The organism is Massilia jejuensis (genome assembly GCF_042656795.1).
In the GTDB taxonomy this organism is placed as follows: domain Bacteria; phylum Pseudomonadota; class Gammaproteobacteria; order Burkholderiales; family Burkholderiaceae_D; genus Telluria; species Telluria jejuensis.
Genome location: NZ_JBHSMS010000036.1, coordinates 109,728 through 128,894, shown reverse-complemented (window position 1 = coordinate 128,894; position 19,167 = coordinate 109,728). Strand labels below are relative to the sequence as shown.

General features: G+C 63.2%; 15 protein-coding genes and 1 pseudogene. 10 read left to right on the top strand and 6 right to left on the bottom strand.

From position 1 onward, the window contains the following. Positions 1-29: 29 nt before the first annotated feature. Genes fdhF through ACFPOU_RS11200 form a run of 5 tightly spaced genes read left to right on the top strand, consistent with a single transcriptional unit; the run spans position 30 to position 5,915 of the window. Positions 30-2,831 (top strand): formate dehydrogenase subunit alpha, encoded by a 2,802-nt coding sequence (gene fdhF, locus ACFPOU_RS11220; protein ID WP_379720816.1) that lies wholly within the window; start codon positions 30-32, stop codon positions 2,829-2,831. Then, positions 2,828-3,697, top strand: a complete 870-nt coding sequence (locus tag ACFPOU_RS11215; RefSeq protein ID WP_379720813.1) for a formate dehydrogenase accessory sulfurtransferase FdhD — start codon at positions 2,828-2,830, stop codon at positions 3,695-3,697. Before fdhF ends, ACFPOU_RS11215 begins: the two co-directional genes overlap by 4 nt. A 13-nt stretch (positions 3,698-3,710) precedes the next feature. Next, the gene (locus ACFPOU_RS11210) at positions 3,711-4,418 is read left to right on the top strand and encodes an ABC transporter permease (RefSeq protein WP_379720810.1); all 708 of its coding nucleotides are present in this window, start codon (positions 3,711-3,713) and stop codon (positions 4,416-4,418) included. Beyond that, entirely contained in the window at positions 4,415-5,122 is a 708-nt protein-coding gene (locus ACFPOU_RS11205; RefSeq protein WP_379720807.1) for an energy-coupling factor ABC transporter ATP-binding protein, read from the top strand. Before ACFPOU_RS11210 ends, ACFPOU_RS11205 begins: the two co-directional genes overlap by 4 nt. Beyond that, positions 5,109-5,915: an ABC transporter substrate-binding protein gene (locus ACFPOU_RS11200; RefSeq protein WP_379720804.1), complete on the top strand. Its 807-nt coding sequence runs from the start codon at positions 5,109-5,111 to the stop codon at positions 5,913-5,915. Before ACFPOU_RS11205 ends, ACFPOU_RS11200 begins: the two co-directional genes overlap by 14 nt. A 63-nt stretch (positions 5,916-5,978) precedes the next feature. Here the strand turns inward: ACFPOU_RS11200 and pepA are convergent, their stop codons facing one another. From pepA to ACFPOU_RS11180, 4 genes are all read right to left on the bottom strand, one after another. Beyond that, positions 5,979-6,851, bottom strand: a complete 873-nt coding sequence (gene pepA / locus ACFPOU_RS11195; RefSeq protein ID WP_379720801.1) for a flocculation-associated PEP-CTERM protein PepA — start codon at positions 6,849-6,851, stop codon at positions 5,979-5,981. Positions 6,852-7,102: 251 nt separating this feature from the next. Beyond that, positions 7,103-7,459, bottom strand: coding sequence for an RAD55 family ATPase (locus ACFPOU_RS11190; RefSeq protein ID WP_379720798.1), 357 nt, complete (start codon positions 7,457-7,459; stop codon positions 7,103-7,105). 11 nt (positions 7,460-7,470) lie between these two features. Beyond that, the gene (locus ACFPOU_RS11185) at positions 7,471-7,710 is read right to left on the bottom strand and encodes a hypothetical protein (protein WP_379720795.1); all 240 of its coding nucleotides are present in this window, start codon (positions 7,708-7,710) and stop codon (positions 7,471-7,473) included. A 16-nt stretch (positions 7,711-7,726) separates the two neighbouring features. Continuing rightward, positions 7,727-8,710: a sensor histidine kinase gene (locus ACFPOU_RS11180; protein ID WP_379720792.1), complete on the bottom strand. Its 984-nt coding sequence runs from the start codon at positions 8,708-8,710 to the stop codon at positions 7,727-7,729. A gap of 434 nt (positions 8,711-9,144) precedes the next feature. Here ACFPOU_RS11180 and ACFPOU_RS11175 point away from each other — a divergent pair, with 434 nt between their 5' ends. The 3 genes from ACFPOU_RS11175 (at position 9,145) to ACFPOU_RS11165 (ending at position 12,810) form a co-directional block, all read left to right on the top strand. After that, a complete protein-coding gene (locus ACFPOU_RS11175) occupies positions 9,145-10,587 on the top strand; it encodes an alkaline phosphatase (RefSeq protein ID WP_465263285.1) in 1,443 nt (480 codons plus the stop codon). A gap of 25 nt (positions 10,588-10,612) precedes the next feature. Beyond that, entirely contained in the window at positions 10,613-12,019 is a 1,407-nt protein-coding gene (locus tag ACFPOU_RS11170) for an alkaline phosphatase (protein WP_379720786.1), read from the top strand. A gap of 65 nt (positions 12,020-12,084) precedes the next feature. Next, positions 12,085-12,810, top strand: coding sequence for a hypothetical protein (locus ACFPOU_RS11165; RefSeq protein WP_379720783.1), 726 nt, complete (start codon positions 12,085-12,087; stop codon positions 12,808-12,810). A gap of 89 nt (positions 12,811-12,899) precedes the next feature. Here the strand turns inward: ACFPOU_RS11165 and ACFPOU_RS11160 are convergent. After that, positions 12,900-13,064 (bottom strand): annotated as a pseudogene (locus ACFPOU_RS11160) (IS5/IS1182 family transposase); the annotation flags it as partial. Positions 13,065-13,291: 227 nt separating this feature from the next. Here ACFPOU_RS11160 and ACFPOU_RS11155 point away from each other — a divergent pair. Continuing rightward, positions 13,292-15,964: a bifunctional diguanylate cyclase/phosphodiesterase gene (locus ACFPOU_RS11155; RefSeq protein ID WP_379720780.1), complete on the top strand. Its 2,673-nt coding sequence runs from the start codon at positions 13,292-13,294 to the stop codon at positions 15,962-15,964. Positions 15,965-16,045: 81 nt separating this feature from the next. Here the strand turns inward: ACFPOU_RS11155 and ACFPOU_RS11150 are convergent, their stop codons facing one another. Next, a complete protein-coding gene (locus ACFPOU_RS11150) occupies positions 16,046-17,554 on the bottom strand; it encodes a CYTH and CHAD domain-containing protein (RefSeq protein ID WP_379720777.1) in 1,509 nt (502 codons plus the stop codon). 155 nt (positions 17,555-17,709) lie between these two features. On the opposite strand from ACFPOU_RS11150, the gene ACFPOU_RS11145 reads away from it, so the two are divergent. Beyond that, on the top strand, positions 17,710-19,164 hold the full coding sequence (locus tag ACFPOU_RS11145) for a Ppx/GppA phosphatase family protein (protein ID WP_379720774.1): 1,455 nt from the start codon (positions 17,710-17,712) through the stop codon (positions 19,162-19,164). Positions 19,165-19,167 lie beyond the last annotated feature (3 nt).

Genomic DNA, 19,167 nt, shown 5'->3' with positions numbered 1-19,167 from the left:
CTCAGTAAAGCTCAGTAAAGGTTACCGCCATGAACGCAATGACTCCTACCGTCGCATTCGAACTCAACGGCCGCCTGGTGGCGGCGCTGCCGCACGAGACCATCATCGAAGTCGCGGACCGCGAGGGCATCGAGATCCCGCGCCTGTGCTACAAGGAGGGCTATGAAGCCGTCGGCAACTGCCGCTCCTGCATGGTCGAGATCGACGGCGAGCGCGTGCTCGCCCCGTCCTGCTGCCGCAATCCAACCGCCGGCATGAAGGTCAGCACCGATAGCCCGCGCGCGCTCGCATCGCAAAAGATGGTGCTCGAACTGCTGCTGGCCGACATGCCGGAAGCCGAGTACACGCGCAAGAACGATGTCGACGTCTGGGCCGAAAAACTCGGCCTGGGCCTGTCGCGCTTCCCGCGCACGCGGCCCCAGCCGCAGCGCGACGACACCCACGCGGCCATTACCGTCAACCTCGACGCCTGCATCCAGTGCACGCGCTGCGTGCGCGCCTGCCGCGACGAGCAGGTCAACGACGTCATCGGCCTGGCCTTCCGCGGCGAAGGCGCCAAGATCGTGTTCGACCAGGACGACCCGATGGGGGCGTCGACCTGCGTGGCCTGCGGCGAATGCGTGCAAGCCTGCCCGACCGGCGCCCTGATGCCGGCACGCGAAGTGGCCTTGAGCGTGCCCGACAAGCAGGTCGACTCGGTCTGCCCGTACTGCGGCGTCGGCTGCCAGCTGACCTACAACGTCAAGGACAACAAGATCCTGTTCGTCGAAGGTCGCGACGGCCCGGCCAACCAGAGCCGCCTGTGCGTCAAGGGCCGCTACGGCTTCGACTACGCGCACCACCCGCACCGCCTCACGAAACCGCTGATCCGCCGCGCAGGCATGCCCAAGACCGGCGACTTCACGATGGACCCGGACCGCGTGCTGGAAGTGTTCCGCGAAGCGACCTGGGAAGAAGCACTGGCGCTGGCCGGCGGCAAGCTGGCGACGATCCGCGACACCCACGGCGGCAATGCGCTGGCCGGCTTCGGCTCGGCCAAGGGCAGCAACGAGGAAGCGTACCTGTTCCAGAAGCTGGTGCGGACCGGCTTCGGCACCAACAACGTCGACCATTGCACCCGCCTGTGCCACGCCTCGTCGGTCTCGGCCTTGCTCGAAGGTATCGGCTCGGGCGCGGTCTCGAACCCGGTGATGGACGTGACGCGCGCCGAAGTCATCGTCATCATCGGCGCCAACCCGACCGTGAACCACCCGGTGGCAGCCACCTGGATCAAGAACGCCGTACGTACCGGCGCCAAGCTGATCCTGCTCGACCCGCGCCGTTCCGAGCTGGCGCGCCATGCGCACCGCTACCTGCAGTTCAAGCCGGACACCGACGTCGCCCTGCTCAACGCGATGATGCACGTGATCGTCACCGAAAAGCTGGTCGACGAAGCCTTCATCGCCAGCCGCACCATCGGCTACGAGCAGCTGGAAGCGAACGTGGCCGAGTACAGTCCGGAAGCGATGGCGCCGATCTGCGGCATCGATGCCGAGACCATCCGCTACGTGGCGCGCCTGTATGCGACCTCGAAGGGATCGATGATCCTGTGGGGCATGGGCGTGTCGCAGCACGTCCACGGCACCGACAACGCGCGCTGCCTGATCGCGCTGGCCCTGATGACGGGCCAGATCGGCCGTCCCGGCACCGGCCTGCATCCGCTGCGCGGCCAGAACAACGTGCAGGGCGCGTCCGACGCCGGCCTGATTCCGATGATGCTGCCCGATTACCAGCGCGTCGACAATCCGGTGGCGCGTGCCAGGTTCGAAGCCGCCTGGGGCGCGACGCTCGATCCGAAGCCGGGCCTGACCGTGGTCGAGATCATGGACGCGATCGACCATGGCCAGATCAAGGGCATGTACATCATGGGCGAGAACCCGGCCATGTCGGACCCGGATGCGAACCACGCGCGCGCCTCGCTGGCCGCGCTCGAACACCTGGTGGTGCAGGATATCTTCCTGACCGAGACGGCCTACCTGGCCGACGTGATCCTGCCTGCCTCGGCCTTCCCGGAAAAAACCGGTACCTTCACCAATACCGACCGCCTCGTGCAGCTGGGCCGCCAGGCGATCGAACCGCCGGGCGACGCGAAGCAGGACCTGTGGATCATCCAGCAGATCGCGAACCGGCTCGGCCTGCCGTGGAACTACGGCCACGTGTCGGAAGTGTTCGACGAGATGCGCCACACGATGGCCAGCATCGGCGGCATCACCTGGGACCGCCTGGAAAAGAATGGCGCCGTGGTCTACCCGTGCGTGAACGAGGGCGACGTCGGCCAGCCGGTCGTGTTTACCGAACTGTTCCCGCGCGAAGGGGGCAAGGCGCGCTTCGTCCCGGCCGACATCATCCCGGCCGACGAGCGTCCGGATGCCGAGTATCCGCTCATCCTGATCACCGGCCGCCAGCTGGAACACTGGCATACCGGCAGCATGACGCGCCGCGCCTCGGTGCTCGATGCCATCGAGCCCGATCCGGTCGCGCTGGTGCACCCGCTGGACATGGAACGCATGGGCATCACGCCGGGCGCGCCGATCACGATCGCATCGCGCCGCGGTGAAGTGGTGCTGTATGCGCGCGCCGACGACAGCTCGCCGGTGGGCGCCATCTTCGTTCCATTCTGCTACTACGAGGCGGCGATCAACCGCCTCACGAACGCCGCGCTCGACCCGTTCGGGAAGATCCCGGAGTTCAAGTACTGCGCGATCAAGGTCACGCCGGGCGGGGAGGTTGCGCACCAGAGCAGCTATGGTGGCGGCCAAATCCTCGCCGGCATGGCACAATTGGCGAGATGAGCCGCCTAGACCTGTTACGCTACCGCCCGCAACTCTCCGACGCGCGCGCCCACCTCACGCACGAGGTGAGCGCGCTCGACGAACGGGGACGCGCGTCCACGATCTCGATTCCGGCCGAGCGCCCGCTGACGGTGTATGTCGACAAGCGCGAGCTGGTCACGCTGATGACGCTTGGCGGCGCGCCCGAAGCCCTGACCCTGGGCTACCTGCGCAACCAGCGGCTGGTGCGCTCGATCGAGGACGTGGTCTCGGTGCAGGTCGACTGGGCGGTGGACGCGGTGGCGGTCGTGACGCGCAACGGCATCGCCGACGTGGAAGAGCGCACGGCGAAGAAGGTCGTCACCACCGGCTGCGGGCAAGGGTCGGTATTTGGCGGATTAATGGATGAGGTCGAGACTATTTCGCTGAGTGATACCGCAAAGCTCGGCCAGGGCGTCGTCTACCGCATCGTCGACACCATCCGCACCCAGTCATCGATCTACAAGCAGGCCGGCTCGGTGCACGGCTGCGCGCTGTTCTCGAACACCGGGGAACTGCTGTACTTCGTCGAGGACGTCGGCCGCCACAACGCGGTCGATGCGATCGCCGGCCTGATGTGGCTCGAAGGCATCGAGGGCGGCGACAAGGTGTTCTACACGACCGGCCGCCTGACGTCGGAAATGGTCATCAAGGGCGCCCAGATGGGCATTCCCTTCCTGCTGTCGCGTTCGGGCACCACCCAGATGGGGCACATGGTGGCGGAAAAAGTCGGCATGTCACTGCTGGCGCGCTGCTCCGGCAAGCACTTCCTGCTGCTGGCCGGGCAGGAGCGGCTCGTCTTCGAGCCCGAACTGCTGGACCTGCCGCACGTCCCGCGCAGCGCCTGAACGACCGCTTCGCATGTCCCTGTTCGACGCCACGGTGCACGCGTTCGCGCTGCTGTTTTCCGGCGACGCCGCGCTCTGGCGCATCATCTGGGTGTCCCTCAAGACCAGCATCATCGGCCTGCTGCTGGCCACGCCGCCGGCCGTGCTGCTGGGCTACGCGATCGCCATGCACCGCTTCCCGGGGCGGCGCATCGCGATCTGGCTGGCGCAGTGCGCGCTGTCGCTGCCGACGGTCCTGATCGGCTTGCTGCTGTACCTGCTGCTGTCGCGGCGCGGGCCGCTCGGACCGCTGGAGTGGCTGTTCTCGCAGTCGGGCATCATCGTCGGCCAGTTCATCGTCGGCCTGCCGGTGCTGCTCGCCTTTACCCTGGCGGCGGTACAGGGGCTCGATGCGCGCTATGCCGAGACCGCGCGCGCGCTGGGCGCCTCGCGCTGGCGCACCATGACCACCGTGCTGCACGAGGCGCGCTACGGCGTGATGGCGGCCGTGATCAGCGGGTTCGGACGCGTGATCTCGGAAGTCGGCTGCGCGCTGATGGTGGGCGGCAACATCGAAGGCGAGACGCGCACCATCACCACTGCCATCGCGCTCGAGACGAGCAAGGGCGAGTTCGCGCAGGGGATCGCGCTGGGCATCGTGCTGGTCGCCCTGGCGCTCTTGATGAACGGCGCGCTGATGCTGCTGCAGGGCGAGGCGCATACGGCGGGAGGGCGGGCATGAGCCAGGAGACACACGCTTTGCTGGCAGTGCGGCGTATCGCCAAGCGGCACGGCGAGCGCCTGCTGTTCGATATCGACGGCTTGCGTCTCGACGCCGCCAGCGCCTATGTGCTGACCGGCGCCAACGGGGTCGGCAAAAGCACGCTGCTGCGCGTGCTCGCCGGCCTCGAGACCGCCCAGGTGGAAGGCGCCGTCTTCGAGGGCAAGCCGGTCACGCTGCATCCGTATCCGGCGCTGCTGCGGCGCGCCGTCGTCTACGTGCACCAGCACCCGATCATGTTTTCGACGAGCGTCGCGCAGAACATCGCCTACGGGCTGGCCGCGCGCGGCGAATCGAAGGCGCGGGTGGCCCGGATCGTGGAAGAGGCGATGGACTGGGCCGGCGTGGCCTACCTGCGCGACACCGACCCGAGCCGCCTATCGGGCGGCGAGAAGCAGCGCGTGGCGCTGGCGCGCGCGCGCGTGCTGCAGCCGCGCCTGCTTCTGCTGGACGAGCCGACCGCCAACCTCGACGGCGCCGCGCGCGAGCAGGTGATCGCGCTGATTCCGACCCTGATCGACCAGGGCTGCACCGTGGTGATGGCCTGCCACGACCGCGACCTGATCGGCCTTCCCGGCGTGCGCCGTTTGAAACTGCGCGACGGGCATCTCGAATACCGACCAGTTAAACACGAATCCCAAGGAGAACATGATGAAACGCCGTAATCTGATCGCTATACTGCTGTGCGCCAGTCTCGCCTCGCCCCTGGCGACGGCGCAGGAGACGCTGCGCCTGTCGACCACCACCAGCACCGAGAACTCGGGCTTGCTGACGCAGCTGTTGCCCGCTTTCGAGGCCAAGACCGGGATCAAGGTCAAGGTGATCTCGGTCGGTACCGGCAAGGCGCTCGAGCTGGGCAAGAACGGCGACGTCGACCTGACCCTGGTACATGCGCGCCAGCTGGAAGACAAGTTCGTGCTCGATGGCTGGGGTGTCGACCGGCGCGACGTGATGTACAACGACTTCATCGTCGTCGGCCCGGAAGCGGACCCGGCCAGGATCAAGGGCGGCAAGGACGTGATCGCCGCGTTTGCCAGGATCGCCGCCAGCGGCGCCCGCTTCATCTCGCGCGGCGACAATTCCGGCACCGACGTCATGGAAAAGGGTTACTGGCAGACGGCGGGCACCAAGCCGGCGGGCAGCGCCTATGTGGCGGCCGGCCTGGGCATGGGCGAGGTGCTGAACATGGCCGCCGAAATGCGCGCCTACACGCTCACCGACCGCGCCACCTACGGCGCCTACAAGGCCAAGACCGGCCTGGCGATCCTGGTCGAGGGCGACAAGCGCATGTTCAATCCCTACGGGATCATCGCCGTCAATCCGGCCAAGCATCCAGGCGTGAACTACCGGGGCGCGCGGCAACTGATCGACTGGATCACCTCGCCCGAAGGCCAGGCGCGCATCGCCGCCTTCAAGCCGGCCGGGGAGCAGCTGTTCTTTCCGACGGCGCCGCGCTGACCGCTGCGCGGTGACCGACGTAAAAAAAGCGGCCGAGGCCGCTTTTTTCATGCTGATACCGGCTTATTTCGAGCGCGTGGCGCGCTTGCGCGACGCCGCGCCCACCGCCAGCAGGGCGATGCCGAACAGGGCGAAGGAGCCCGGCTCCGGCACTTCGGCGACCTGCGCCAGCTTGAACTGGCCGTTCGAACCGATGAAGAAATATTCCCTCGAACGGTTGCGGTAAGTGCCGCCCGCGCAGCCGGGACCGGTGAAGCCGGCGAACTGGCAAGCCACTTCGTCGACCAGGCGGCGCGTCGGCGTGCCCAGGGTATTGGCGTTGGTGAAGGCGAACGACAGGATCGCTTCTTCCGACAGGTCGTCGCCGTTGCTGTTGAAGAAGTAACCGGCGTCGAGCATGCCCGGCGCGGCCTTGGCGAAGACGCTGACCTGGCCGTTCCTGGTCGGGACGCCGTTGGTGTCGACGATGCCGCCGCCGCCCATGAGCACGTCGAATTCGGCGATGACATTGCCGAGGTTGGCGCCGTAGAAGCCCTGGGTGCCGGCGTACTGGCCGTCAACCGGGTTCTGGTACATGCGGATCGTACCGCTCTCGAAGCTGAAGGTGCCGCCGTAGTCGCCGTTACCCTTGGCCTCGAAGGTCGCGGTGATGTTTCCGCCGGAATAGTTCAGCGGGAACAGGCGGCCATTGCTGTCGGCCTGGGTAATATTGAAGACCCCTGTTTCCGTGAAGGAGAACGAGGTGCCGCCGGTGGGGGTCAACTGGATGAAGGCATTGCCGTTGATGTCCAGGTATTCATTGATGACCTGGCCGCCGGCGAAGCCGCCACCGATCGGGTTGAATACCCAATTATTCAGGACCGGGCTCGCGACCGCGGCACCGGTCGTGCACAGCGTCATTGCTGCAGCACACACTAGTTTCTTGAGGAAATTCATTGTTAATCTTTCGACAAGTTGTCGTCAGGGGTGGATGAACTTTAAGTAAAGCAATCATCATGCCTGAAGAAAATTCATGTGATAAATCAATTGCTTACAGTAATTCAATTTAACCTTTGTACTTACCTGTAAAAGTTCTCGACAAGTCGTTGTTTCTATTGAGAATTCTTTGTTATAAAAGGCGGTGGAAAAGGCTTCGAAAGATTCTCAAATGCATGCATTAATTGACAATGTTTTTAAAAAGATGAATGTCAAAACAACCAAAAGTGTTGATGTGCATTCATTTCTATAGTGAACATCGGCGGTCGATCAAGTATAAAAACCGCCAGATGAGGCATCGATCCGCGTCGCGCTACCGTAGGGAAGAAGGAAAACTGGCGTTGGTAGCGCAGCATTTTCACCGGCAGCCCGTCCATGGCAGTGAAGAACAGCGCCTTGCGCCCGGGAGTGCCAGGGCCGAACATGATTTGCTGGGCGAATGTGGTCTTGCCGCTGGCGGGAGGGCCGCCGATAACATTGAACGACCTCTCGGGCAAGCCACGACCGAGGATAGTATCGAGTTCGGGTACGCCCGTCGCCAGCAGGCGCAGGTAAACTTTGTCGGCCATGCCCCTTACTTCTAAGTACTGTTGTCGGTAGCGTGAATGGGAAATGCCGCTTGCAGGAAACGTGTCGTCACGCCGGCGCCGATCGGGTCGGCCAGTCCCGTTGCGTTGGACAGGAGCAAGGCGTGGTTGACTGAAACGATCGCGTCGGGCGTGCGATCGTCGAGGCTGCGTTCCCTTCTCTGGGAACGAACCGTCCAGTCAACGCCGCAAACAACTCGTTCGGTACAGACATGGCGTTGGGGCAGCAACATGGCCCATCGACGATCGTTACGGCATGTCCCGGCCGGGTGAATGAATGTGTCTAAAAACATCATTCTGTCCGATCGCTGCCCGGCTGGCGGAGTCCGTGGACGGAGCAAGGACCGGAATTTTCAACAGCACCTCGGTGCCGTGCGAGCGGGCGCCTTTGACGATCAGTTCGCCGCCATGCCCGGCGACACGTTCTTGCAGGTCGAGCAGGCCGAAGCTGTTCGCCTTGCGCGGCGCGCCCGGGTCGAAACCGATCCCGTTGTCGATGATACACATGGTCAGTAGGCCGTCGGCGGCGGCCAGGCGCACGCGGACCCGGCTCGCCAGCGAATGGCGGAACACGTTGTTCAGGCATTCCTGCAGCGCGCGGTAGAGGGTGAGCAGCGCTTCCTCGTCCAGGACCAGGTCGTCGATGCCGGACGCGCCTTTCAGGTCGCAGGCGATGCCGCTGGCGCGCATGAACTTGCGCAATTCCATTTCGACCGTGGCAACGAGCCCCAGTTCCAGGCCGGACGGACGCAGTTCGCCCAGCAGTTCCTTGACCGAGCGCAGCGTGACGTCGACGTTGTCGAGCGCGGCGCCGATGCGGTCGCGCAGGCGGTAGTGGCGGCTGGTGGTGCGCTGGTGCAGCATGACGATGTCGATGCGCAGGGCCAGCAGGTTCTGTCCCAGCGAATCGTGCAGTTCGCGCGAGATGCGCTTGCGCTCGTCCTCGCGCGTGGCCCGCTGGTGCGCCAGCAGGCTGTGCAATTTTTGCTCGGAAGCGCGCAAGGCCGCCTCGGCCCGCTCGCAGGCGAAGATTTTTTCAACCAATGCCTGGTTGACCAGCATCTGGTCCTGGGTCAGGCGCAGCATCGCCGCTTCGTGGTCGGCATTGACGTCGGCGAGCGCGTCGGCAATGGCGTCGGCAGTGTCCGGCGGGTAATCGCCGTGCCCGTCGTGCTGGTCTCCCTGGCGCTGGCCATGCGCTGCGCTCTTGCGGCCGGATGGTTGTGTGCGCATATCGAAAAGCAGGTTAATTCGACGCAAAGAACGCTGTGATGTACAACAGCTACCCAGTCCAGACGCTATGGATTTTCGTTCGCTAAGTCAAGCAGAAAAGCTGACCGTGTGGCAAATGCGGCAACGCAAAGATGTATTGCTACGGCCGATCGGCGTATTTGGCATAGGTTGGAGCCAAGCAATAGGAATGGTCCACTCATGGGCCTCCTTGGAAGCCCGCCTTATGCCCAGGCGCGTGCCTGAGCGTGAACGTGGCACCGCAATGGGCTCCGGATTAGCTGCCTCGCTGTATGGTATGCGGCCTGTTATTTCGACCCCGCGATTTCCCCGGAGGCACGCACACGATTCAATTGCAGTCATCGAACGGTCATATTTCTTAGATAGCATCCGGCTCCTTTAGAGGTGACTTCCAATTCAGGAGAGCAGGAATGAAAATGAAATGGTTCGCTGTGGCGACGATGTCCGCCGTGGCTTTGGCAGGATGCGACCGGTCGGGTGACAGTAACGATACCAAGCCGGCACCGGTTGCTGCGGTACCGAAAAACGTCATCTTCTTCCTCGGGGACGGCATGGGGCTCACTACATTGACCGCGGCACGCGTCTACGCAGTCGGCGAAGACGGTGACCTCACCATCGACACGCTGCCAGAGTCGGCGTTCGTGAAGACTTATTCGAATGACGCCCAGGTCACTGACAGCGCGCCCTCAATGGCCGCCTATATGACCGGCGTAAAAATGAACAATGAGGTGTTGTCGATGTCGGCAGACACGGTGGCGATCGAACCTGTGCTCGATGCCAACGGCAACAAGCTGGGCAACGCATGCGGCGCTAACAACGGCAAACCGGTCCCCTCTCTTCTTGAGCTGGCAAAGAGCCAAGGCTTGGGCACGGGCGTCGTCACCACGACCCGCGTCACGCATGCCACCCCGGCATCGACTTACTCGCATATCTGCCACCGTGACCTCGAGAACGACATTGCGGCAGCGGTTGTTCCAGGTGGCGCTGGCTTCAATGCCGCCCTGGGCACCGGCGTGGACGTGCTGCTTGGCGGCGGTAACCAGTTCTTCTTACCTAAGGAAAAGGGCGGCAGACGCGCCGACGGTCGTGACTTGATCACCGAAATGAAAGCAGCGGGCTATACCTCAGTTAGCAATTCGAGCGAGTTCAGCGCGATCAACGCGGCATCCACCAATCGCCTGTTGGGTTTGTTTACTTCCAGTCACATGAGCTATGACCTCGACCGCGACCCATCCAAGGAGCCCAGCCTGGCCGAGATGACATCCAAGGCAATCGACATGCTCAGCAAGAACTCAAAAGGTTTTTTTTTGATGGTGGAAGGTGGCCGCATCGACCACGCGCTTCATGAGACGACCGCCAAAAAAGCGCTGCAGGACACGGTGGCGTTCGATCAGGCGATCAAAACGGCGATTGACAAGGTGCGTCAGATCGACCCGGAGCTGAAGAACACCCTGATCGTCGTCACCGCCGACCACGACCATACTCTGGTGCTCAACGGCTACGCCAAGCGCACTGGCAAGACCAGCGCCACCAACGCCGGTGTGCTGGGCTTGGTAAAGAACTACGCCGACGGTTCGATTGCGAAGGATGCCGAGGGCGCACCGTTCACCATTATCGGCTTCGGCAACGGTGAGAACCGAACCCAGGGTAGCCGCTCACTGATGGCGAACCTCGACGACGCCACCGTCAGCGGCAACACCTACCATCAGGAAGCTGTAGTGAGAATGCCTGCCGGCAGCGAAACGCACGGCGGCACCGATGTCTTCCTCGGTGCGATCGGAAAGGGTGCGGACACTTTTACCGGCACCATCGATAACACGCAGGTATTCGGACTGGTTAAAAATGCTTCCGGCCTGTAACCGGTTGCCATTTGGGAGATACAACATGATTAAACAGACTTTACTCACGACCTCGCTGGCAACCGCGCTAATGGCGGGCTTCGCGCCGCACGCGTACGCCACCGGCGAAGCCAAGAACATTATTTTCTTCCTTGGCGACGGCATGGGCCCGACCACGGTCACCGCTGCCCGCATATACAAATACAAGGAAGAAGGCCAGCTCAACTTTGAAAAGTTCGCCCGCACCGCACGCATCAAGACTTTCTCGAATGACGCCCAGACCACGGACAGCGCACCTTCGATGGCTGCGTATATGACCGGCGTGAAGATGAACAACGAAGTGCTCTCCATGTCATCCGAAACGAAGGCGGTCGCGCCGGGCAAGGATGCCAACGGCAACCTGGGCATTAATAACTGCGCCCCGAACAACGGCCAGGCCGTGCCCACCATCCTAGAACTGGCCAAGGCCAAGGGCAAGGCAGTGGGCGCGGTGACCACCACCGAGCTGACCCACGCCACCCCGGCAGCCACTTATTCGCACATCTGCCATCGCGACGCGGCATATGCCATCGCCGCGCAGGCCGTCCCGGGCGGCAGCGGCTTCAATACGGCGCTGGGCGACGGCGTTGACGTGCTGATGGGCGGTGGGCGCAATTACTATACACCGTACGACGCCAGCACCAATACAAAAGGCCGGGCCGACGGCCGCAATCTGCTGACCGAGCTGGCAGCGAAGGGCTACAGCATCGCCGCCACCAAGGCGGAAATGGCCGCCGCTCCAAATACCAGGAAGTTCATCGGCATATACAGTAGCAAGAGTCACCTTGAGTATGAGCTGGATCGGGTTGCGCACGTCGGCGAAGGCGCGACCCAGCCGAGCTTGGCCGAGATGACCGTCAAGGCGATCGACATCCTGTCGCAGAACCCGAACGGTTTCTTCCTGATGGTGGAAGGCGGCCGTATCGACCATGCCTTGCACGCGACGAACGCGAAGCGCGCGATCGTCGACACCATCGCCTTCGACGATGCTATCCAGGCCGCTCTGGACAAGCTTAAGCTGATCGACCCGACGCTGGCAAACACCCTGATCGTCGTTACCGCCGACCATGACCATACGATGACGTTCAACGGTTATGGCAAGCGCGGCAACCCAATCCTGGATATTAACCGCAGCTACCGCGACGGCCAGCCGTCGAAGGATGCGGACGGCAACACGTACACCACGCTGGTCTTCGGCAACGGCCCGAATCGCCCTAATGTACGCGCTAACCTCGACAGTGCAACCGTGATGGCAGATGGCTACCTCCAGGAAGCCGGCGTACGCCTGTCGTCCGAAACGCACGGCGGAGGCGATGTCAAGCTGCTCGCCACCGGCGCAGGCGCAAAGCCATTCAAGGGTACGCTCGACAACACCAAGGTTTTCAACCTGCTGAAATCCGCCTTCGGCTTCTAACCCGAACCCTGCTCCGGCGAGCCTGCGTGCACTGCGCAGGCCCCCGGTCATCGTGACCGAACACAATGTCCATGATTGCCTTTTCCAAGCTTTATCGAGCGGTCCTGTTCTGCGCCGCCCTGTTCCCTTCCTGGGCATCGCACGCCGCGCCCATGCTGCAGGGCCCGGATCTCGACCTGTCGATCCAGCACTACAGCCGTGTCATGACCGCCGAAGGCGTGCTGCGCGAAACCCGCTACGATGAAACGATGATGCGCCGGCCGGGCCATGTGTGGCTGGCGCGCGTGCTGCCCGCGTCCCACCGCGCGAAGCACAGTTACGGCCATCAGCCCGCGGCGAAGAAGTCCCACAACCATAAGCACCCCAATTACGAAGTGCTGCCACGGCACGTGATGCTGGACCGTGACAAGATCCGGCTTGAAGTTGTCAATGCCGAGGAACGCGACATCATTTTCGTTCCGCCAGCCGAGTATGATAACGCGAACTTCGATGGCTCCTGGGTCAACGCCTTCTTCCTGATGGACCCGCAACGCGTGGCAGCCCTGCCGCTATCGAAGCGTCCCTCAGCCGTAGCCGGAGCACGCTGGCGTGAACAGGAAAAGAATGGCTTGTTCCAGCGCGTGCTGTGGGACGATACGCGCATGGTGCCGCTGGTCGTGGAAACAGGTGATCGCGCGGGGACTTTCTTCGAGCGGGTCACAATCCGACCGCTCCCAACGTTGGCAAAGTCGCTGCCATGGACAAAAACCAAGGGTTATGCACAGCGAGAATATTCAGATTTTCTTGACTAATAAGGTGCGAACAAAAGCAACACTGAGCTTTCCGCAACCCTTGCATTCATCGGGAGATAACGCTTACTCCAGCTTTTCCCCGGCTCGGCCACCAGCCCGGTCGCAATGTCCGCGCCAACGTGTGCCTTCATGCCGAAGTGCCAGTCCTTGCCTTTCTTCGACTGATGCATCTCCGGCTCGCTTTCGTTGTCGCGGTTCCTGGTCTACGGTGGCGCTGCGGTCAAGCTGGCGTCCACGATGGTCGCTGCGCGCAGTCAGGCCCTTGCTGGCAAGGGGGCCCCTGATCTTCATCGCCTTCGACTTACAGCTCTTTGAACCTATCTTAGGGTAGGTTATCAGGACGATAGGCTCGCTTACCATTCCCAGGGTTCATTAAACGGTCACATTGCTAATATAAACTCGCGTCTCGCGCAGACGGGCTCCGCCAGTCTGGCCGAGCGGGACCTGCACAAGCTTGCGCAGCAGTGGCGTGGTGTACATAATGAAATCTGCTTTTTCTTCACTTTCTCACACCAACTTTTTTCTGGCCGTTTTGTGGCCGGTGCTTGCCGCGCTGTGCTGTATTGCACTCTGGATAGTGACGCTAGCGCGCGCCGATACAGAAGCGGAGCGAGCCGAAACGCTGGTTCTCAAGGAAGCAGACACTTACGCGCAGGCCTATGAGCAATACGTAACCCGCTCAATTGCACAAATGGACCAGATCACCATGCAGCTCAAGTATGGCTGGGAAAACTCGCGCAGGCCGGGCCTAATTGAAGACATGCGGGCCGGCGGCATGTTCACCGACCAAGCCTTCGTTTCGGTCAGCATCGTCGGTGCGGACGGCGCCGTGCTTTCTTCCAGCAGGGGCGCAGGGATGCCGCCATCAATGGCCCAAGCTGCCTTTTTTCTCCAGCACAAGAACAACAATTCCACCGCGCTACGCGTTGACGTTGCGCCTGTCGGGTTCCAAGCCGATCGCCAGCAGGTCCTGTTCACGCGCAGGCTCGAGCGTGCCGACGACGAATTCGACGGTATTGTCGTAATGGCGGTCGACGGCAGTTATTTCACCTCCTTCGTGAGCGCCTCCTCACTCGGACAGGACGGGGTGCTGGCCCTGGCGGACAGCGGTGCCAAGTTCTGGATTGAGCAGGGAGCTGCTGGACGCACTGCGAACACACAAGTCCTGGATCTGGACGCCGTCGGCATCGTCGGCGATGGAGCGCGGCTGCTTGGCGCCGAGGCTTTTCGCGACGGCATCGCACGCGCAGTGGGCTGGCGCGATTCCCCGGTCTATCCTGTAGTGGCCGTCGCGGCGCTCTCGCGACAAGAGGGCAGTGCCGCCGCACGCCACTATTGGGAAGCTAGCCGCGACCGTGCCGTGGTCGCCAGCGCCTGCCTGGTGCTGCTCTCCGCCCTGGCCGGCGTCCTATCGCTGCGCGCGGCCGCGCGCGAACGCGAATACGAGGCAGTACGCTTGGCGTATCGCACTGCGACCGAAAGCGCGAACGATGGTTTCTACATGGCAGCACCTGTGCGCGATCGCAAGGGCCAGATGGTCGACTTCCGCATCGTCGATTGCAACGAGCGCGGCGCAGCCTTTTACGGTTTCCGGCGTGCCGACCTGGTAGGGCGCGCACTGTCGACGCTCGATCGCGGTATCGTAGGTCAGGAGATCATCGATACCTACCGGCTGGCGATGTCGAACGGTTTCTACGAGGAAGACCGGCGTATGCCGGTGGACGACCGGCTCACGATCACCTGGGGGCGGCGGCGATTGGTACGTGTTGGCAATGGCTTGGCCATTACCTTGCAGGACATTAGCGAACGCAAGCGGCACGAGACCGACCTCGAGCGACTCGCCAACGAGGATGCGCTGACCGGCCTGCGTAATCGCAGCTGGCTGCTGCACTTTTTCCCGACGCTGCTTCGCGCTGTACCGAAGGCCGGCAGCGGCCTGGCCGTGCTGTTCATCGACCTGGACGAATTAAAGCAGGTCAACGATTCGTACGGCCATGTCGTCGGCGACCAGTTGCTGGCCGCAGCGGCGCGGCGGCTCGGCACCCTGCTGAGGCCGACCGACCAAGCGGTGCGCTTCGGGGGCGACGAATTCGTGGTATTGCTGCGCCCGGCCATCGACGAGCGCTCTATCGATGAGGGACATGTCGCGGCCGTAGCCGAGCGCATCGTCGCCACCTTCGCAACGCCCTTTGCTTTGGATAGTGGCGTGCAGGCGGTCACCGGGGCTTCAGTTGGTATCAGCCTGTACCCGCGCGATGGACTCGACGCCACCACCTTGCTGCGCAATGCCGATATCGCGATGTACGCAGCAAAGAACGAAGGCAAGGGGCACTACCGCTTCTTCGACCAGTTTCTGTCGGGACAGGCCGAACGGTGCGCCTTCCTCAAGGGACAGCTTGCACGGGCAATCGAGGCCGACCAGTTCCTGCTGCACTATCAGCCGCGGGTCGATACCGTGTCAGGCGCGCTGCTGAGCATGGAAGCGCTGCTGCGTTGGCAGCATCCCGAATTTGGAATGGTCCCGCCCGGCGAATTCATCCCGTTGGCTGAGTCGAGCGGTCTAATCCTGCAGATCGGCGCGCTCGTGATCGACAAGGCGTGCGCCCAGCTGGCCGCCTGGGGGGCGGCGGGCATGCAACCGGTGCCGGTATCGATCAACGTCTCGCCCAAGCAGTTTGGCCGCGGCGTCGTCGCCTGCCAGTTCGAGGCCGCGCTGCGTCGCCACGCTCTGCCGGCTGTGCTGGTGGAGGTCGAAATCACTGAGTCGGCAATGATGGGCGAGCATGCCGTAGTTCTGGCGGAGCTAGCTGGGCTGCATAAGCTCGGGATCAAGCTGCACCTGGACGATTTCGGCACGGGCTACTCGTCGCTGTCCCAGCTGCGCACGCTCAAGATGGACGTGCTGAAGGTCGACCGCGCTTTTACGAACGAACTCGAGCAGGGCGAGGGAAGGGTTTTTTTCGAGGCGATCGTTTCAATGGCGCACGCGTTGCGCATGACGGTCGTAGCCGAGGGCGTGGAAACGGCGGCGCAACTGCGAATCCTGCAGGAAATCGGCTGCGACGAGGTGCAGGGCTTCCATATATCGCGGCCGCTAGCGGCGCAGGACATCGAAGCGTGTTTCCTTGGCGCGCACCGAGTCGCCTGTGCCTGATATCTGCATTGAGACTGCCAGCCTGAAACCTGCGGCGGGCATGTTGCACGCGCCGCCGCATCCAGGTGTACCAGCGGGGCGCTATCGCGGCAGGCGCAGCTTGACCACCGCCTTCAGCGAGGCTGCCAGTTCGCCGTTGTCAGCTTCGGCAGTAGCGGCGAGATAGCCGCGTGCGTAGGCTGCCTGGCGTCCCAGTTCGCCAGTGCCTTTTTGAAGTTCAGGCAACAATTTGTCGGCCACGGCGAAATCGTTCAGCAGTCCCAAGCGGTCCTGAAGATCTGACAGCTGCGCAACATAATGCTTGACCTCCTTCGCCGGCAACAGGTCCCGGAAAAACTCGGCGCCATAGCGGGCTTTTTTGGCCGCGATCCGAATACGGTGGCGTTGCTCCGGTTCCTTGCCGTCGAAATCGGCGATGCGGCGGCTGAGACGCTTGTCTGCCTTGCGCAGTAGGGGCACGCAGGCTTTGGAGGCGCGCTCGGCCAACGACGAACGTTTAGGCAGCTTGCCTTCGGTACGCCACTGGCGTGCGTGCAGCCAGCCGTTAACGCTCAGCAAAACCTGCGTGAAGCGCGACGAATGCAGAGACTGCAGCAGTTCCTTGTGCAGCTTGTCGGCCCTGGCCCGCGCCGCTTGACGCAGCGCGGCCGGATCGATGCCGTGCACCTGGTCCAGCGTCGAGTCTGCGAGCACGTCCCAGTCGCGCGTGGCGCCGAGCGCTGCCGCCAGCCAGTCGAGTCCCTCGGCGATCTCGGCGGGTAGCGGCGCCAGTTCCTCGAACATATCGACCAGCGCGCGCAGGCGCCGCAGCCCAACGCGCATCTGGTGCAGGCTTTCGATATTCTGGTCGAGCACGCCCGGCACGTTGGCTTCCATCTGGCGCAAGCAGTTCAGGCCGATCGCCTGGAAGGTATCTTCTAGCGTGGCATGTCGGCCGAGCTCGACCGCTTGCGCCTTGACCGGCTGCGTCGCCGGGCGCTCGAGCATGGCAAAGCCGCGCGCCGCTTTGCTGTCATTCGACATGCGCAGCGGGATGTCAGCGTGTAACGCCAGTGCCAGTTCGAACAGGTGGGTCGACGAACCGTGCTTAATTTCCAGCTCGAGTTCAGCAATTTCAGTGTTGTTGCCGCCAGACTCGATGCGTCCGGCGTCGAGCGCGCATTCGACTTCGTCGCCGTTGGGCCAGCGTAGCGACCAGGTGGTGCGGCGCGTGAGGTTGCGGAAAATCGGCACCAGTTCGCGGGCCTCGGCATTCGCAAGCGCCTGCGACAGCGCCGCCTGTTTGATCTGGCGCGCCAGCAGTCCCGGCTGCGGTGTCGCATCAGGCAAGGCACACTCCCATTCGCCGCGTTCGTGCAAACCGGGGGAGGTGGGCGCCGCCGTCTTCACCGTTTGGATCCAGGCGCCACCGGACTCTCGCACGCGCAACGTCAGGCCTTGTTTCCACAGGTCGTGGGCGGCGGTGTCGTAATAGGTGTCAACCAGCTGGTGTTCATGGGCCCCATCGGGAGCGTGTTCTGCCAGCATCGGATGCTGGCGTATACGATCGAGCTGAGCGGGCGGTACCTGCAACTTAAGTTCGGTTTCCATATCAGTCCTTTTGACGGTATGAATGGTAGAGCGCACGGTGGCGCGCCCATTCGGAGTCAGCATTAATAGTAGTGTTGCATCCTACTCCATCCGTGTATCTACTGTCGCCCTTGCAGTTGTATACTTCGTCAATCAAGCTCACGAAAGAAACCAGTATGTTCGCAGCAGTAGACCTCGGTTCGAACAGTTTTCGCCTGCATATCGGCGAACCCGTCGCTGGCGACATGCGGATCGTGCGCAGTGCACGCGATCCGGTGCGCCTCGCCGCCGGTCTCGGCACGGACGGCAACCTCACGGCCGAGGCGATCGCGACGGCGCTCGGCAGCTTAGCGGGCTTTGCGCAGATCCTGCAGGAATACCGTCTGGACGATGTGCGTGTGGTCGGCACCAACACCCTGCGCGTGGCGCGCAATGCGCCCGAATTCCTGCCTCTGGCTGAAAAAGCGCTTGGTTATCCGATCGAGGTCATTTCCGGCGAAGAGGAGGGCCGTTTGGTGTATATGGGCGTAGCCCGCGCGCTGGGCGACACTGGCGAGCGGCGCCTGGTGATCGATATAGGGGGCGGCTCTACCGAAATAGTCGCAGGCAGCGGCAACGCGACCGCACTGGTGGAATCCTTTAGCATCGGCACCCAGCCCCAAGCTGCGCGCTTCTTCGCCGACGGATGCATTGAGCACGCTCGTTTCGAGGCGGCCACTACGATGGCGCGGGCAATGTTCGAGGATGCCGCCCCCGCATACCGCGCGCACGGCTGGAGCGCCGTATACGGCTCGTCTGGAACGATGCGCGCGATGGCCGAGGCGATCGCACGCGGCGCCCTAGGCGACGGCACGCTCTCGCTCGCGGGCCTTGGCGCGCTGCGCGCGGCGCTGGTCGCCTGCGGTCACGTCGACCGGGTCGACCTACCGGGGCTCAAGCGCGAGCGGGTGGTTGCGGTGCTCGGCGGCGTCGGCATCCTGACGGGCGCGATGCAGGAACTCGGGATCGAGCGTGTCTGTGCGATCAATGCCGGCCTGCGCCTGGGCGCCTTGTCCGACCTCGAGCTGCGCTCCCTACAGCATGACCGGCGCGAGCTCGCGATCCTGGCCTGCATGGACAGGTTCGGCGTCGATGCCACGCGCGCCGAACGCACCGCTGCCATCGCCTTGCGCCTGTACGGTCAGCTCGGCGCCGCGGACGCCAGTGGCCTGCACTACCTGGGCTGGGCTTGCATGCTGCACGAAATCGGCCTGGCGGTATCGCACACGGGCGCGCACAAGCACGGTGCCTACTTGGTCGAACATGTCGACCTGCCGGGTTTCACGACACGCGAACAGCGTCTGATGGCCACCTTGGTGCTAGGCCATAAAGGCAACTTGCGCAAAATCCGCGATGCATTGGGGGAGCCGGCGCTGGCGCGCATGGTGCTGGCCCTGCGCTTGGCGGTGGCCTGCATGCATGCACGCGTGGACGAGGACCTCGACGGCTTCAGGGTGCGCATGAAGAGCCGCATCGAGGTCGAGTTGGCGCCGGGCTGGTTGGCGACCCATCCAACTATGCGGTTCTGGCTCGAGCGGGAATGCACGGCCTGGGAAGACGCGGGCCAGACCTTCCAGTTCAGGGAGGCCTGAACG